The sequence below is a fragment of the Nonomuraea sp. NPDC048882 genome (genome assembly GCF_040649755.1).
In the GTDB taxonomy this organism is placed as follows: domain Bacteria; phylum Actinomycetota; class Actinomycetes; order Streptosporangiales; family Streptosporangiaceae; genus Nonomuraea; species Nonomuraea maheshkhaliensis.
In genome coordinates, this window is record NZ_JBEZGB010000032.1 from 53,888 (window position 1) to 67,594 (window position 13,707).

Consider the following 13,707-nt stretch of genomic DNA (forward strand, 5'->3'; position numbering starts at 1 on the left):
CGCCAGGCGCCTCCTCAACCGGCACCTCGGATGGCTCCCCGGCCGACGCCGAGGCGTCTCCGGTCGTCTCCGCCTTCCAGGGTTCGCCGGGAGGTCCTGAGGGGCCGTCCGGTGTCGCTCAGCCGTGGGAAGTGCCAGGCGACGACGCCTCCCCGTACGACTGGTACGCCGACCCCACCGACCCCGACCTCGCCGCCCAGGAGCCCTCCGGCGGCCCGCGCCCCGGCCACCAGCCGCACGCACAGTCCGCGCCCGGCCCCGCCTTCGGCCAGCCCGCCACCGACCCTTCCTGGCCGCACCACACCCAGCCCGGCTCCGGCCAACCATGGCCAGCACCACACCACCCCGGAGCCGAAACCGCCCAGCCGTGGTCACCGCCCCCAGCCCAAGCGGGGACGGACCAGCCGTGGTCGCCGCCGCACGCTCAGGCCGGGGCTGACCAACCATGGCCGGCGCCGCACGAGCCCCAGGCCGAAGCCGGGCAGCCGTGGTCGCCATCCCCAGGCCAGCCGCCCCCAGGCCAAACGGGGACCGACCAACCGTGGTCGCCGCCCCACCCCCCATCCGGGGCCGAGCAACCGTGGCAGGCACCGCACCACCCCAGAGCTGAGACCGGGCAGCCCTGGGCAGCCGCCCCCCACGCGCAACCCGACGCCAACCAACCATGGCCGCCCTCGCACCACCCCCAGGCCGGGAGTGACCAGATCCGGCCCGGGCGGATCCATGAGGTGCGGCCGTGGGACGCCGCCGGGGCGGATCCCGGTGGGCATCCCGGCGATCCCAGTGGGCGACCCGGCGATCCCGGTAGGCAGCTCGGCGATCCCGGCGGACAGCCTGGCGCCTGGCCGGTGGAGCCCGTCGTGCCCGGTGCGCCGCCCTGGGAGCCGCCTCCCGCCTTCACCGCCGCCGCGGCGGGCATGCCGGTGTGGCCCGCGCCGCTCTCCGACCCGCACGCCATGCCTCCCTGGCCGGCCGCCACGGGCGAGCTGGTGGCCGAGCCCGACTCCGACGAGCCGAGCCCGCTGGCCGCGCCCTTCGACGCGAGCGCCACCCAGCCCGACGGCCTCACCCACCCGGCTCACTACTTCGATCCAGACGCCACGCAACGGGACGCGATCCACCACCTCCACGCGGACGACACGCCTCCCGACGGCATGCCCGCCCAGGATCGGCAGCTCCAGGACCCACCAACCCACACCGCCCCTGGCGGGCACGCCCCAGAGCCGGCACACACCGCTCCCGGCGGGCACGCCCCAGAGTCGGCGCACGCCGAGCAGGACTCCGGCCGCCCCGACGGCTTCGCGGGCCCCGGTGGCCCTGAGCCCACCGCCACAGTGCCAGGTGGCCTCCGCCCCGGCAGCCCCGAACCTGCCGACACGGTGCCCTGCGGCCTCCGACCCAGCGGCCCCGAGCCCACCGGCACCGCACCCGGCGACACGGTGCCCGGCGGTCTCCGCCCCGGCGTCACCGCCCCCGGGCGCGCGACCTCCGAGGACGCCCACCCCGGCGACTCCCAGACCACCGACCCACATTCCTTCCACAACCAGACACCCGGCCAGGGTCCGGGCCAGGGTGCGAGCCAAGGAGCCGGTCAAGGCCCGGGCGAAGGAACGAGCCAAGGTCCCAGTCAGGGACCCGGCCAAGAGCAGCAAGGGCCCGGCTCGAAGCCGTCCGAACTCCCCTACCTCCCCGCCCCCATCGCCTCCACCCGCGACCCCTCCGCCAAACCGGCCCACTACTTCGACCCGAACGCGGCCAAGACGGAGGCCGCCGGCCAGAACCCACCCTTCGACCCCAACTCCACCAACCCATCCGTCCGCCCCCCGGAGCCAGGCGACGTACCCGTCTGGCCCCCCAATCCCCCGACCGGTGACAAACTGCCCGAGCTCCCGTTCTCGAGAGACACCTGGGGCCACAAGCCCTCGACCTCTTTCGACGTCCCCAAGCCCCCAGCGGGCGGCCCCGCGTTCCCGCCAGGAGCGTTCAAGCAGCCCCCGTTCCAGACCCCGCCCCCACCACCTCCCCCGCCCAGGAGCAAACGGGCGCTGCTCATCACGCTCGGCGCGCTGGCCCTGGCCGGCGTGGCGACGGGCGGGTTCTTCGCCGTCCAGGCGATGAACTCCGCCGCGCCGCCACCGGTGGCCGCCTCGCCCGCGCCGGCGAGCCCGAGTGTCGCCGAGGAGTCGGCGGCCCCGCCGGCCGACCTGGCCGGCACGTCGGTGCTCGACTCCGAGGAGAGCGATCCGCAGAAGCTGTCGCTGTCGGAGGCGTTCCCGAAGAAGAAGGTGAGTGCGGCGGGCACGACGTTCACCAGGGTCAAGGCCCACATGGAGACGACCTGCGACAAGGCCGCGACCGGCGCCTTCGCCGACGCGCTGAAAGAGCAGAAGTGCAGCCGCGTGCTCAGGGCGACGTACGTCGACAGCAAGCGCCGCTACGCCGTCACCACGGGCTTGGCCGTCCTGCCGGACAAGAACGCCGCCACCACCGCGGACCAGGCGAAGGACCTGTCGAACAACATCTGGTTCCGCCCGCTGCCCGGCGCGTCCGGATCGGGCGGCGAGCGCGTGCACATCGCCGGCGGTTACGCGGCGGGCCTGGTCTGGGGCCGCTACATCGTGTTCAGCTACGCCACCTACGCCGACGGCCACACGCCGACGGCCAAGGAGAAGACGCTGCCGAAGGTCAGCGGCGCGTTCAGGGACCAGATCTCACTCGTCCTGGAACGCCGCATCACCAAGGGCTGAACCCCGGCCAGGAGCCACCTGGCTCCGATCGGGACCTACTCGGCCGGAGGCTGCTCGGGCACCGTCCGGACCCGTCGCGTCGCCACCGCGCGCGCGGCGAGTTCGGACGGCGCCGGATAGCCCACCTCTTCCAGGCAGAGCCCATGCGCCGGCGCCACATGCACCCCCGAATCGCGCACCCCCCGCCGCAGCACCTCACCAGGCCACTCCACCGGCCGCCGCCCGTCCCCGGCCGCCAGCAGCGACCCGACCAGCGCACGCACCATGGAGTGGCAGAAGGCGTCGGCGACGACGGTGGCGACCAGCACCCCGTCCGGCCCCCGCACCCAGTCCAGCCGCTGCAGCTCCCTGATCGTGGTGGCGCCTTCGCGCTTCTTGCAGAACGCGGCGAAGTCGCGCTCGCCGAGCAGCCGCGCGGCGGCGTCGTTGAGCGCGCCGAGGTCCAGAGGCCGGTTGTGCCAGACGATCTCCCAGCGGCGCAGCGGGTCGACGCCTCCCGGCGCGTCACTCACGCGGTACGCGTACCGCCGGAACATCGCCGAGAACCGTGCGTCAAAGCCCTCAGGAGCCACGGAGACCCGATATATCCGTACATCTGACTCCAGGACACCACCGAGCCGTCTCACGAGCGCAGAGAGCCGCTCATCGATGCCCAGCGGCCCCCGGTTCCCGTCGAGCTCCCCCAGCCGCTCCTCCGGCACGTCCACGTGAGCCACCTGCCCCCGCGCGTGCACCCCCGCGTCGGTCCGCCCGGCCACGGTCAGCATGGCAGGCTCGCCGAGGCGCAGGATCCGTCCGAGCGCCTGCTCGATCTCCCCCTGCACCGTACGCAGCCCCGGCTGCCTGGCCCAGCCGGAGAAGCCGGTCCCGTCGTACGCGAGGTCGAGGCGGAGCCGTACCACGATGTTCCCTCCCGGGGATGAAAAAACGGGCCCGGACCCCCGTCAGGGGATCCGGGCCCGTCTCAGCCGTTCTGAACCTCAGGCCTGAAGATCAGGCCTCGTCCTTCTTCGCCTCGGCGGCCGGGGCCTCCTCGGCGGCGGCCTCCGGAGCCTCGGCGGTCTCGGCCTTGGCCTCAGCCTCGGCAGGGGCCTCGGTCTCCGCGGGAGCCTCGGTCTCCTCGGCGGCCGGAGCCGCAGGGGCGGCCGCGGCGGCGGGAGCCTCGGTGGCGCGGGTCGTGACGCCGCCCAGCGGCTCGCTCACCAGCTCGATGATCGCCATCGGGGCGTTGTCGCCCTTACGCGCACCGATCTTGGTGATGCGGGTGTAGCCGCCGGGACGCTCGGCGAACGTCGTCGCGATCTCGGTGAAGAGGTGGTGGACCACGCCCTTGTCCCGAACGACGGTCAGGACCTGGCGACGGTTGTGGATGTCGCCCTTCTTCGCCTTGGTGATCAGGCGCTCCGCGACGGGACGCAGGCGCTTGGCCTTGGCCACCGTCGTGCGGATCCGGCCGTGGCGGAACAAATCGGTGGCGAGGTTCGCCAGGATCAGCCGCTCGTGCGCCGGGCTTCCGCCAAGACGCGCACCCTTGGTGGGCTTGGGCATGTCATCTCTCCTTGGGGTTCACCCGCCCCGGCCGTGCCAGGTACCGGGGTCGGGCCGCCAGGCCCCCGGCGGGGGCCCGCGCTATCTGGATCAGTACTGCTCGGTCTCGACGTACGCGCTGTCGTCGTCGTCGTAGCCGCCGCCGGCCACCGCGCTCGGGTCGAACCCGGGCGGGGAGTCCTTGAGCGCCAGCGACATCTCGTGCAGCTTCTGCTTGACCTCTTCGATCGACTTGGCGCCGAAATTCCTTATGTCGAGAAGGTCCTGCTCGCTGCGGGCGACGAGCTCACCCACGGTGTGGATGCCCTCGCGCTTGAGGCAGTTGTAGGAGCGAACGGTCAGGTTCAGCTCCTCGATCGGCAGCGCCAGGTCGGCCGCCAGGGCGGCGTCGGTCGGCGACGGGCCGATGTCGATGCCCTCGGCCTCGACGTTGAGCTCGCGGGCCAGGCCGAAGAGCTCGACGAGGGTCTTGCCGGCGGAGGCCACCGCGTCGCGGGGCTTCATCGCGGGCTTGGTCTCGACGTCGAGGATGAGCCGGTCGAAGTCGGTACGCTGCTCGACTCGGGTCGCCTCGACCTTGTAGGTGACCTTGAGCACCGGGGAGTAGATCGAGTCGATCGGAATCCGGCCGATCTCCTGGCCCGGCTGCTTGTTCTGAGCGGCGGAGACGTAGCCGCGACCGCGCTCGACGGTCAGCTCCATCTCCAGCTTCGCCTTGCCGTTGAGCGTGGCGATGCGCAGCTCGGGGTTGTGCACCTCGACACCGGCCGGAGGCGCGATGTCGGCGGCGGTGACCTCACCCGGGCCCTGCTTGCGCAGGTACATCACGACCGGCTCGTCGTGCTCGGAGGAGACGACCAGTTCCTTGAGGTTGAGGATGATGTCGGTGACGTCTTCCTTGACCCCGGGAACGGTCGAGAACTCGTGCAGCACGCCCTCGATGCGAATGCTCGTCACGGCCGCGCCCGGAATGGACGACAGCAGCGTGCGGCGCAGCGAGTTGCCGATGGTGTAGCCGAAGCCCGGCTCCAGCGGCTCGATGACGAATCGGGACCGGGTGTCGTCGATCGACTCTTCGAGGAGAGTCGGGCGCTGAGCGATCAGCATGTGTGGGTTCTCCCCTTTTTCGTGTGGCGACCGCTATATGACGCCACTCCGATGAAAAGCATAGTTGAGGCACGGAAATCCGTGCCTCAACCACCACTCACTTCGAGTAGTACTCGACGATGAGCTGCTCCTGAACCTGGGTGTCGATCTGCTGGCGAACCGGCAGCTGGTGCACCAGGACGCGGAGCTTGTCCGGCACGACGCCGAGCCACGCGGGAACCGTGCGCTCGCCGGCGGTGGCGCGGGCCACCTCGTACGGCAGCAGGTTGCGCTTGCTCTCGCGGACCTCGATGATGTCGTGCTCGCGAACGCGGTAGGACGGGATGTCGACCTTCTTGCCGTTCACCACGATGTGCCCGTGACGGACCTGCTGGCGAGCGGCGTCGCGCGACTGCGCGAACCCGGCGCGGTAGACGACGTTGTCGAGACGGCTCTCCAGGATCTGGAGCAGCACCTCACCCGACTTGCCGCTCTTGCCCGCGGCCTCCTCGTAGTAGTTGTGGAACTGCTTCTCGAGGACGCCGTAGATGCGGCGGGTCTTCTGCTTCTCACGAAGCTGAAGCTGGTACTCGGTGTCCTTCGGACGACCGCGGCCGTGCTCACCCGGGGGGTAAGGACGGATTTCGATGGGGCACTTGGCGGACTCGCACTTGCTGCCCTTGAGGAAGAGCTTGGTCTTCTCGCGACGGCAGAGCTTGCAGTCCGCGCCCGTGTAACGAGCCATTTCTCACTATCTCCTGGGCTGAGTCAGACGCGGCGGCGCTTCGGCGGCCGGCAACCGTTGTGCGGAACCGGGGTGACGTCCTGGATCGAACCCACCTCCAGGCCGGTGGCCTGCAGCGAGCGGATCGCGGTCTCACGGCCGGAGCCGGGACCCTTCACGAAGACGTCGACCTTACGCATGCCGTGCTCCATGGCCCGGCGGGCGGCGTTCTCGGCGGCCATCTGCGCGGCGAACGGGGTGGACTTACGGGAGCCCTTGAAACCCACGTGGCCGGCGCTGGCCCAGGAGATCACGTTCCCGTTGGGGTCGGTGATCGAGACGATCGTGTTGTTGAACGTGCTCTTGATGTGGGCGTGCCCGTGAGCGACGTTCTTCTTTTCCTTGCGGCGCACCTTCTTCGGCGCACCCTGGCGGCTCTTAGGAGGCATCCTTGGCCTTCACTCCTGAGGTCTTCGGTCCTGCGGCTGCGAGGACTACTTCTTACCGGGCTTCTTCTTGCCGGCGACGGTCTTCTTCTTGCCCTTACGGGTGCGCGCGTTCGTCTGGGTGCGCTGACCGTGGACGGGCAGACCCTTGCGGTGCCTGATGCCCTGGTAGCAACCGATTTCGATCTTGCGACGGATGTCGGCCTGGACCTCGCGGCGCAGGTCACCCTCGATCTTGTAGTTCGCCTCGATGTAGTCACGCATCGGGACGAGCTCGGTGTCGGAGAGCTGGTGCACACGAAGGTCGCCGCTCACGCCGGTGGCCTGGAGGATCTCCAGGGCGCGGGTGCGGCCGATTCCGTAGATGTAGGTGAGAGCGATCTCCAGCCGCTTGTCGCGGGGGAGGTCGACGCCAACCAGGCGAGCCATGGTCGGGCATTCTCCTTCTTTGTGGCGGAGGTCTTGCGCCGCACTACCCCTCCCCAATGCCCGGGGTGAGGGCCCCGGCCTCCGACCGGGGGTCTCCTGAACGGTTCGGACGCCCGACGTGGAGCGGCCGCCTGTTCAGGTGTGTGACGCGACTACTGATGCAGGCTCCTCATACGTCGAGCCCGCACCCTGCCGGGGCGGACTCGGAGAGGCCTTGCGGCGACTAACCCTGACGCTGCTTGTGGCGCAGGTTGTCGCAGATCACCATGACGCGACCGTGCCGGCGGATCACCTTGCACTTGTCGCAGATCTTCTTGACGCTCGGCTTTACCTTCATTGTCCTTTGTTCCTCAGACGTCTTACTTGTATCGGTAGACGATCCGCCCACGACTGAGGTCGTAGGGGCTCAGTTCAACGACTACCCGGTCGTCGGGAAGAATCCGGATGTAGTGCATCCGCATACGTCCGCTGATGTGGGCCAGGACTTTGTGGCCGTTGTCGAGCTGCACCCGGAACATGGCGTTCGGGAGCGATTCGACCACAGTGCCCTCGATCTCGATGGCGCCGTCTTTCTTGGCCAAAATTCCTCGCGTTTCACTGATCGGTCGTCTGAGGCTCCGGTTCACTACGCAGCCGCGACCTCCACGCTTCGAAGAGAGCGACGGCCGACGAGGGCCGCCGACGCGTGGAAAGTCATAGTGAGCCGACTAAGGAGTGTACGACACCTGAGCCAAAAACGCGAAACGCGTGCCAGGTGTCCTGACACAACCATGTAGGAGTCTACCCCACGTGGCGAATCCTCAGGACACACGACGCGAAGCCCGCCGGCGTCATGCCCGGCGGGCCTCGATCTGCCCCTCTCTGATGCGAGGAGGACATTTAGTAGATGCGGTGCGAGGGGCCGCAGTACTTGGACTTCCCGCCCCAGCAGGTGTAGGTGTATATCTTCTTGATCCCCTTGCCGGACCAGGTCGCGTCGTACGAGCCGTTCCACCGGTGGGAGAACTTGTACCACTTGCCGCCGGCGTAGTACTTGAACCAGACGTAGCCGTACTTGGGCGAGTACTCCTTGCCGTACCAGTGGGTGTAGACCTTGCCGCCGTACTTGTAGGTCTTGCCGTAGGTGTAGGCCTTGTGGTTGCTGGAGTAGTACTTGCCCCAGCTGCCCTGCGAGCCGGCGATGGCGGTGGCGGTGCTGCTGACCGTGCTGGCGGCCGTGCTGGTGGCGGCCTGCGCGGCGGGGGCCGCGGCGAGACCGGCGATGGTGACGGAGCCGGCGATGGCGGCGGCCGCAAGGATCTTTCGCATGGGATGTCCTCCGTGAGTCGTGCTGTTCGACACACCTCACGGTAGGAATCCCGGCGGATCCGGACTGCGCACGAATGCACAGAGTGCACAACAGCACAGAACCCGCCGGAGCCGGCAGAGCCGTCGCAGCTGCTAGAGCTATCAGAGCCGTCGTCGCAGCCGGCAGAGCTGTCGCAGCCGCCGGAGCCCGCCGAGCGGACTAAGCGTGCTTCTTGTTCCCGTCGCCGGCGCCGCCGAAGACGGTGCTGATCAGTAGGATCACGCCCCACGGCCCCATCACCCACAGCGGCCACGGATAGATCGGGTGGCCGCTCGTCAGGCTCACGATCAGCCAGACCGTCCAGTTGATGCCGGCCACCGCCGCCCACGCGCTCCAGGCGGCCTTCATGCCGGGGTGCATCCCGCGCCGCTCGGGCGCCGGGGGCGTGGCCTTGGCCGGCAGGCGGCGCATGTCGACGTCCGGCAGGTCCGACGTCAGCTTGGCCAGCTCACCGTAGGTCTTGCTCTTGTAGAGCGACTCCAGCCGCTCGTTGAACTCGTCCATGGTGATGCGGCCCTGCGCGGTGTGCTCGCGGAGGATGGCGGCGACCCGGTCACGGTCGGCGTCGGAGGCACGCATCTCGGGACTGTTCGCCATCCCACCACTCCCGGGCTAGTTCTGCAGTTGAGCGAGGCGCTCTTCGCCCCCATCTAGTGCGGTAAGCACCCAAGGTCCATTATGTGTCACCGCGACGCTGTGTTCGAAGTGTGCGGAGGACTTCCCGTCGACCGTCACCACGGTCCAGTCGTCGGCCAGGACGCGGGTGCGCTCGGTGCCCAGGTTGACCATGGGCTCGATGGCCAGGCACATGCCCTCTTCGAGCGCCGGGCCCCGGCCCGGCTTGCCGTGGTTGGCGATCCACGGGTCCATGTGCATCTCGGTGCCGATGCCGTGGCCGCCGTATTCAGGCGGGATGCCGAAGCGGCCCTGGGACTTGACGTAGCGCTCGATCTCGTAGCCGATGTCCGACAGGTGGCGGCCGGGCTTGAGCGCGGCGATGCCGCGCCACATGGCCTCCTCCGTGATCCGCATCAGCTCGGTCAGCTTGGGGTCCACCTCGCCCACCGGGACCGTGACGGCGGAGTCGCCGTGCCAGCCCTCCAAAATCGCGCCGCAGTCGATCGAGATGATGTCGCCCTCACGCAGCTTGCGTACGGCGGTCGGGATGCCGTGCACGACCTCGTCGTTGACCGACGCGCAGATCGTGGCGGGAAAGCCCTGGTAGCCCTTGAACGACGGGATCGCGCCCTCGTCCCTGATCGCCTTCTCGGCGATCACGTCGAGGTCCAGCGGCGTCATCCCGGGCTCGACCGAGCGCCGCAGCAGGTCGAGCGTGCGCCCGACCACCAGCCCCGCCGCGCGCATCTTCTCCAGCTGCTCCGGCGACTTGATCTGGATGCCGTGTCTGTTGCGTTTGAACATCTCTTGCCCCCCTGGGTCTCAACGGGCCACGGTGGGGGCCCAATTCCCCCCACAATAGCCGCGAGGTGGCACGGAAACCCGTGCCACCTCCGCGAATCAGTCGGATGAAGCGCTCAGCCCATGAACGGCCGGATCGCGTCCATGGCCCGCTGTGTGACCTCCTCGACCGGACCGGTCGCGTCGACGCCCACCAGGATGCCCTCGTCGGCATAGTAGGAGACCAGCGGCGCCGTCTGCTCCTGGTAGACCTCCAGGCGGTGCCTGACGGTCTCCTCCTTGTCGTCGTCACGCTGGAACAGCGCGCCCCCGCACGCGTCACACCTGTCGTCCTTCTTGTCGTCGAACTCGACGTGCCAGATGCGGCCGCACTGGCTGCAGGTGCGCCTGCCGGCCAGCCGCCTGACCACCTCGTCGTCGTCCACGACGAGCTCGAGCACGAGGTCGAGCGCCTGGCCCCAGTCCTTGAGCATGTCGCGCAGGATCTCCGCCTGCGCGACGTTCCTCGGGAAGCCGTCGAGCAGGAAGCCGTCCTGCGCGTCGTCCTCGGACAGACGGTCACGGACCATGGCGATGGTGACCTCGTCGGGCACCAGGTCACCACGGTCCATGAACGTCTTGGCCAGCTTGCCGAGATCCGTGCCGCCCGAGACGTTGGCACGGAAGATGTCACCTGTCGAGATTTTCGGGATGGACAGGTTCGATGCGATGTACTGGGCCTGTGTCCCCTTACCCGCTCCGGGGGGCCCGACCAAGACGAGACGCACTACCGCAGGAAACCTTCGTAGTTACGCTGCTGCAGCTGGCTCTCGATCTGCTTCACCGTGTCAAGGCCGACGCCTACCATGATCAGAATGCTCGTCCCTCCGAACGGGAAGTTCTGGCTCGCACCGGCCACCGCCAGCGCGACGATCGGGACCATGGAGATGAGACCCAGATAGAGCGCGCCTGGCGCGGTCAGACGGGTGAGCACGAAGTTCAGGTATTCAGCCGTCGGACGGCCGGGGCGGATGCCCGGAATGAACCCACCGTACTTCTTCATGTTGTCGGCGACTTCAGTGGGGTTGAAGGTAATCGACACGTAGAAGTAGGTGAAGAAGATGATCAGCAGGAAGAACGTGGTCATGTAGATGGGCGTGTCGCCCGTGGCCAGGTTCTGCGAGATCCAGGTGATCACCACGTTGTCGCTGGTCGAGAACAGCGAGGTGATGAGCTGCGGCAGGTAGAGCAGCGAGGAGGCGAAGATGACGGGGATGATGCCCGCCTGGTTGACCTTCAGCGGGATGTAGGTGGAGGTGCCGCCGTACATCCTGCGGCCGACCATGCGCTTGGCGTACTGCACCGGGATGCGGCGCTGCGCCTGCTCGACGAAGACGACCGCGGCGATCATGAAGATGCCGACGATCATGACCACGGCGAAGGTGAACTTGTTCGCCTGGAAGATGTTGGCCAGCTCGGACGGGAAGACCGCCACGACCTGGGTGAAGATCAGGATGGACATGCCGTTGCCGACGCCCCGGTCGGTGATGAGCTCGCCGAGCCACATGATCACGGACGTGCCGGCGGTCATGATGACGACCATCGTCACGATCTGGAAGATGTTGTCGGGGTCGAGCAGGACGTCCTGCTGGCAGTTCGGGAAAAGCTGCCCGGTACGGGCCAGCGCGATGAAAGCCGTCGACTGGAGAATCGCGAGACCGATGGTCAGATAACGCGTATACTGCGTGATCTTCGTCTGGCCGGACTGGCCTTCCTTCTTCAGCGCCTCCAGCCGCGGGATCACCACGACGAGCAATTGCAGAATGATGCTCGCGGTGATGTACGGCATGATGCCCAGCGCGAACACCGACAGCTTCAGCAACGCGCCGCCGCTGAACAGCTGGACCATCCCGTAGATGTTGCCGGTTTCGCCACTACGGGCCTGGTCGAAACAGGCGGCGAGGTTTTGGACGTGGACTCCCGGGGTCGGCAGAACCGAGCCGAGACGGAAAAGCGCGATGATGCCCAGGGTGAAGAGCAACTTCTTGCGCAGGTCCGGTGTCCGGAACGCCCGGGTAAACGCGGTCAGCACGGTCCCTCCTGCGCGCCTTTACGGCGTTGTGAGTAAGCGATGGTGCGGGGATCTGCCATCTGAAGTCTCATGTCGAACGAGCCGGACAGAAGCCTGCCGTCTCGCGAACTCTAACGCACTACGGGCGTGGGGGCCCATTGTCAAAGCCCCCACGCCTCGTCATAGCGTTACTACAGCTCGGTAACGGAACCACCGGCGGCGGCGATCTTCTCCTTCGCGGCGGACGAGAAGGCGTGAGCCTGCACGTTCACCGCGACCGAGATGTCGCCGGTGCCGAGCACCTTCACGAGCTGGTTCTTGCGAACAGCACCCTTGGCGACCAGCGCCTCGACGGTGACCTCGCCACCCTCGGGGAACAGCTCGCCGAGCCTGTCGAGGTTGACGACCTGGTAGGTCGTCTTGAACAGGGCGTTGGAGAAACCCTTGAGCTTCGGCAGACGCCTCTGCAGCGGCACCTGGCCACCCTCGAAACCGAGGGGGACCGTCGTGCGCGCGTGGCTGCCCTTGGTGCCACGGCCGGCGGTCTTGCCCTTCGACGCCTCGCCACGACCCTTGCGGATCTTGGCCTTGTTGGCGCCGGGAGCAGGACGCAGGTCGTGGATCTTGAGCGGAGCAGCGTTGTTGGAGCTGTCAGTCATGTCAGTCGACCTCTTCCACCTCGACGAGGTGCGTCACCACGGAGACCATGCCGCGAATCTCGGGCCGGTCCTCCTTGACGACGACGTCGCCGATTCGCTTCAGGCCAAGCGAACGAAGCGAGTCACGCTGGTTCTGCTTGCCACCGATCTTCGAGCGAACCTGAGTGATCTTCAGGCGTGCCATGACTAGCTCACCGCCTTGGCGGCCGCGGCCTCGGCGATGCCCTCGCGCTGAGCCTTGAGCATCCTGGCCGGAGCGACGTCCTCGATCGGCAGGCCACGCCGGGCGGCGATCTCCTCAGGGCGGGAAAGGCCCTTCAGAGCCGCCACGGTGGCGTGCACGATGTTGATCGGGTTGTCCGAGCCGAGCGACTTGGACAGCACATCGTGGATGCCCGCGCACTCCAGGACGGCGCGCACCGGGCCACCGGCGATGACGCCGGTACCGGCCGAGGCCGGACGCAGGAAGACGACGCCGGCCGCCTCCTCGCCCTGCACCGTGTGCGGGATCGTGCCCTGGATCCGAGGCACCTTGAAGAAGTGCTTCTTCGCCTCTTCGACGCCCTTGGCGATCGCCGCGGGGACTTCCTTGGCCTTGCCGTAACCGACGCCGACCAGGCCGTTGCCGTCACCGACGACGACGAGGGCGGTGAAGCTGAAGCGACGACCACCCTTCACGACCTTGGCCACGCGGTTGATCTTCACTACGCGCTCGATGTACGAGACGCCCTTGTCGGCGGCGCCACCGCGGCGATCGTCACGACGGTCACGCCGATCGCCACCGGTGCCGCCACCGCGACGCGGAGCTGCAGCCATCAGTGGTTCCTCTTCTCAGTTGCCATCATTTGCGATCCTCGGGCCCGCATCAGAACTCGAGCCCGCCCTCGCGAGCGCTGTCGGCCAGCGCCGCGATCCGACCTGCATACCGGTTGCCACCGCGGTCGAAGACGACCTTGGAGATCCCGGCTTCCTTGGCCCGCTGAGCGAGGAGCTCGCCGACCTTCTTCGCCTTCTCGGTCTTGTCCGCCTCCAGCGTGCGCAGCGAGGCGTCCATGGTGGACGCGCTCACCAGCGTGTGGCCGACGGAGTCGTCCACGATCTGGACGAATATGTGACGGGTCGAACGGTTGACGACCAGGCGCGGACGCTCTGCCGTACCGACGACGAACTTGCGGACGCGGCGGTGACGGCGGGCCCGCGAGACGGTGCGGGCAGCCGTGTGCTTGCTGAACGCAGTCTTCGGAGCCATGC

Annotated in this window: 18 protein-coding genes; 1 reads left to right on the forward strand and 17 read right to left on the reverse strand. The window is 68.1% G+C overall.

All coding sequences use genetic code 11. The annotated features are described in order from the left end of the window. Positions 1 to 860 precede the first annotated feature (860 nt). On the forward strand, positions 861 to 2,747 hold the full coding sequence (locus tag AB0C27_RS53410; RefSeq protein ID WP_357862530.1) for a hypothetical protein: 1,887 nt from the start codon (positions 861 to 863) through the stop codon (positions 2,745 to 2,747). Positions 2,748 to 2,782: 35 nt separating this feature from the next. Here AB0C27_RS53410 and truA read toward each other — a convergent pair whose 3' ends face one another. The 17 genes from truA to rplR form a co-directional block, all read right to left on the reverse strand. Further along, positions 2,783 to 3,649 carry a tRNA pseudouridine(38-40) synthase TruA gene (truA, locus tag AB0C27_RS53415; protein ID WP_357862532.1) on the reverse strand — a complete coding sequence of 289 codons (867 nt, stop codon included), beginning with the start codon at positions 3,647 to 3,649 and terminating at the stop codon, positions 2,783 to 2,785. A gap of 91 nt (positions 3,650 to 3,740) precedes the next feature. After that, positions 3,741 to 4,295, reverse strand: a complete 555-nt coding sequence (rplQ, locus tag AB0C27_RS53420; protein WP_357862534.1) for a 50S ribosomal protein L17 — start codon at positions 4,293 to 4,295, stop codon at positions 3,741 to 3,743. 90 nt (positions 4,296 to 4,385) lie between these two features. Then, on the reverse strand, positions 4,386 to 5,402 hold the full coding sequence (locus AB0C27_RS53425) for a DNA-directed RNA polymerase subunit alpha (RefSeq protein ID WP_103960866.1): 1,017 nt from the start codon (positions 5,400 to 5,402) through the stop codon (positions 4,386 to 4,388). A gap of 97 nt (positions 5,403 to 5,499) precedes the next feature. Beyond that, on the reverse strand, positions 5,500 to 6,126 hold the full coding sequence (gene rpsD / locus AB0C27_RS53430; RefSeq protein WP_326631022.1) for a 30S ribosomal protein S4: 627 nt from the start codon (positions 6,124 to 6,126) through the stop codon (positions 5,500 to 5,502). A gap of 23 nt (positions 6,127 to 6,149) precedes the next feature. After that, the gene (gene rpsK / locus AB0C27_RS53435) at positions 6,150 to 6,554 is read right to left on the reverse strand and encodes a 30S ribosomal protein S11 (RefSeq protein WP_020542285.1); all 405 of its coding nucleotides are present in this window, start codon (positions 6,552 to 6,554) and stop codon (positions 6,150 to 6,152) included. Positions 6,555 to 6,599: 45 nt separating this feature from the next. Beyond that, positions 6,600 to 6,980 carry a 30S ribosomal protein S13 gene (gene rpsM / locus AB0C27_RS53440; protein ID WP_106236112.1) on the reverse strand — a complete coding sequence of 127 codons (381 nt, stop codon included), beginning with the start codon at positions 6,978 to 6,980 and terminating at the stop codon, positions 6,600 to 6,602. 223 nt (positions 6,981 to 7,203) lie between these two features. After that, entirely contained in the window at positions 7,204 to 7,317 is a 114-nt protein-coding gene (gene rpmJ / locus AB0C27_RS53445) for a 50S ribosomal protein L36 (protein ID WP_003956441.1), read from the reverse strand. A 22-nt stretch (positions 7,318 to 7,339) separates the two neighbouring features. Beyond that, positions 7,340 to 7,561 carry a translation initiation factor IF-1 gene (gene infA / locus AB0C27_RS53450; RefSeq protein ID WP_012887858.1) on the reverse strand — a complete coding sequence of 74 codons (222 nt, stop codon included), beginning with the start codon at positions 7,559 to 7,561 and terminating at the stop codon, positions 7,340 to 7,342. 298 nt (positions 7,562 to 7,859) lie between these two features. Then, entirely contained in the window at positions 7,860 to 8,288 is a 429-nt protein-coding gene (locus AB0C27_RS53455; protein WP_357862536.1) for a hypothetical protein, read from the reverse strand. Between the two features lie 199 nt (positions 8,289 to 8,487). Continuing rightward, positions 8,488 to 8,925: a DUF1707 domain-containing protein gene (locus tag AB0C27_RS53460; protein WP_357862538.1), complete on the reverse strand. Its 438-nt coding sequence runs from the start codon at positions 8,923 to 8,925 to the stop codon at positions 8,488 to 8,490. 15 nt (positions 8,926 to 8,940) lie between these two features. After that, a complete protein-coding gene (map, locus tag AB0C27_RS53465; protein WP_357862540.1) occupies positions 8,941 to 9,750 on the reverse strand; it encodes a type I methionyl aminopeptidase in 810 nt (269 codons plus the stop codon). A 113-nt stretch (positions 9,751 to 9,863) separates the two neighbouring features. Continuing rightward, positions 9,864 to 10,514, reverse strand: coding sequence for an adenylate kinase (locus AB0C27_RS53470; protein ID WP_106236107.1), 651 nt, complete (start codon positions 10,512 to 10,514; stop codon positions 9,864 to 9,866). After that, positions 10,514 to 11,818 carry a preprotein translocase subunit SecY gene (gene secY / locus AB0C27_RS53475; RefSeq protein ID WP_357862542.1) on the reverse strand — a complete coding sequence of 435 codons (1,305 nt, stop codon included), beginning with the start codon at positions 11,816 to 11,818 and terminating at the stop codon, positions 10,514 to 10,516. The genes AB0C27_RS53470 and secY overlap by 1 nt, the downstream gene beginning before the upstream one ends. 170 nt (positions 11,819 to 11,988) lie before the next feature. After that, a complete protein-coding gene (gene rplO, locus AB0C27_RS53480; RefSeq protein WP_106253388.1) occupies positions 11,989 to 12,456 on the reverse strand; it encodes a 50S ribosomal protein L15 in 468 nt (155 codons plus the stop codon). Position 12,457: 1 nt separating this feature from the next. Further along, positions 12,458 to 12,640, reverse strand: a complete 183-nt coding sequence (gene rpmD / locus AB0C27_RS53485) for a 50S ribosomal protein L30 (RefSeq protein WP_080043226.1) — start codon at positions 12,638 to 12,640, stop codon at positions 12,458 to 12,460. 2 nt (positions 12,641 to 12,642) lie between these two features. Then, a complete protein-coding gene (gene rpsE, locus AB0C27_RS53490; protein WP_106253389.1) occupies positions 12,643 to 13,272 on the reverse strand; it encodes a 30S ribosomal protein S5 in 630 nt (209 codons plus the stop codon). A 49-nt stretch (positions 13,273 to 13,321) separates the two neighbouring features. Then, positions 13,322 to 13,705 (reverse strand): 50S ribosomal protein L18, encoded by a 384-nt coding sequence (rplR, locus tag AB0C27_RS53495; RefSeq protein WP_357862544.1) that lies wholly within the window; start codon positions 13,703 to 13,705, stop codon positions 13,322 to 13,324. Positions 13,706 to 13,707: the final 2 nt, after the last annotated feature.

Bases quoted from the DNA above. Each gene is read 5' to 3' on its own strand.
- rplQ (WP_357862534.1), bottom strand. From the start codon at position 4,295: ATGCCCAAGCCCACCAAGGGTGCGCGTCTTGGCGGAAGCCCGGCGCAC.
- AB0C27_RS53425 (WP_103960866.1), bottom strand. From the start codon at position 5,402: ATGCTGATCGCTCAGCGCCCGACTCTCCTCGAAGAGTCGATCGACGAC.
- rpsD (WP_326631022.1), bottom strand. From the start codon at position 6,126: ATGGCTCGTTACACGGGCGCGGACTGCAAGCTCTGCCGTCGCGAGAAG.
- rpsK (WP_020542285.1), bottom strand. From the start codon at position 6,554: ATGCCTCCTAAGAGCCGCCAGGGTGCGCCGAAGAAGGTGCGCCGCAAG.
- rpsM (WP_106236112.1), bottom strand. From the start codon at position 6,980: ATGGCTCGCCTGGTTGGCGTCGACCTCCCCCGCGACAAGCGGCTGGAG.
- rpmJ (WP_003956441.1), bottom strand. From the start codon at position 7,317: ATGAAGGTAAAGCCGAGCGTCAAGAAGATCTGCGACAAGTGCAAGGTG.
- AB0C27_RS53455 (WP_357862536.1), bottom strand. From the start codon at position 8,288: ATGCGAAAGATCCTTGCGGCCGCCGCCATCGCCGGCTCCGTCACCATC.
- AB0C27_RS53460 (WP_357862538.1), bottom strand. From the start codon at position 8,925: ATGGCGAACAGTCCCGAGATGCGTGCCTCCGACGCCGACCGTGACCGG.
- map (WP_357862540.1), bottom strand. From the start codon at position 9,750: ATGTTCAAACGCAACAGACACGGCATCCAGATCAAGTCGCCGGAGCAG.
- rplO (WP_106253388.1), bottom strand. From the start codon at position 12,456: ATGACTGACAGCTCCAACAACGCTGCTCCGCTCAAGATCCACGACCTG.
- rpmD (WP_080043226.1), bottom strand. From the start codon at position 12,640: ATGGCACGCCTGAAGATCACTCAGGTTCGCTCGAAGATCGGTGGCAAG.
- rpsE (WP_106253389.1), bottom strand. From the start codon at position 13,272: ATGGCTGCAGCTCCGCGTCGCGGTGGCGGCACCGGTGGCGATCGGCGT.
- rplR (WP_357862544.1), bottom strand. From the start codon at position 13,705: ATGGCTCCGAAGACTGCGTTCAGCAAGCACACGGCTGCCCGCACCGTC.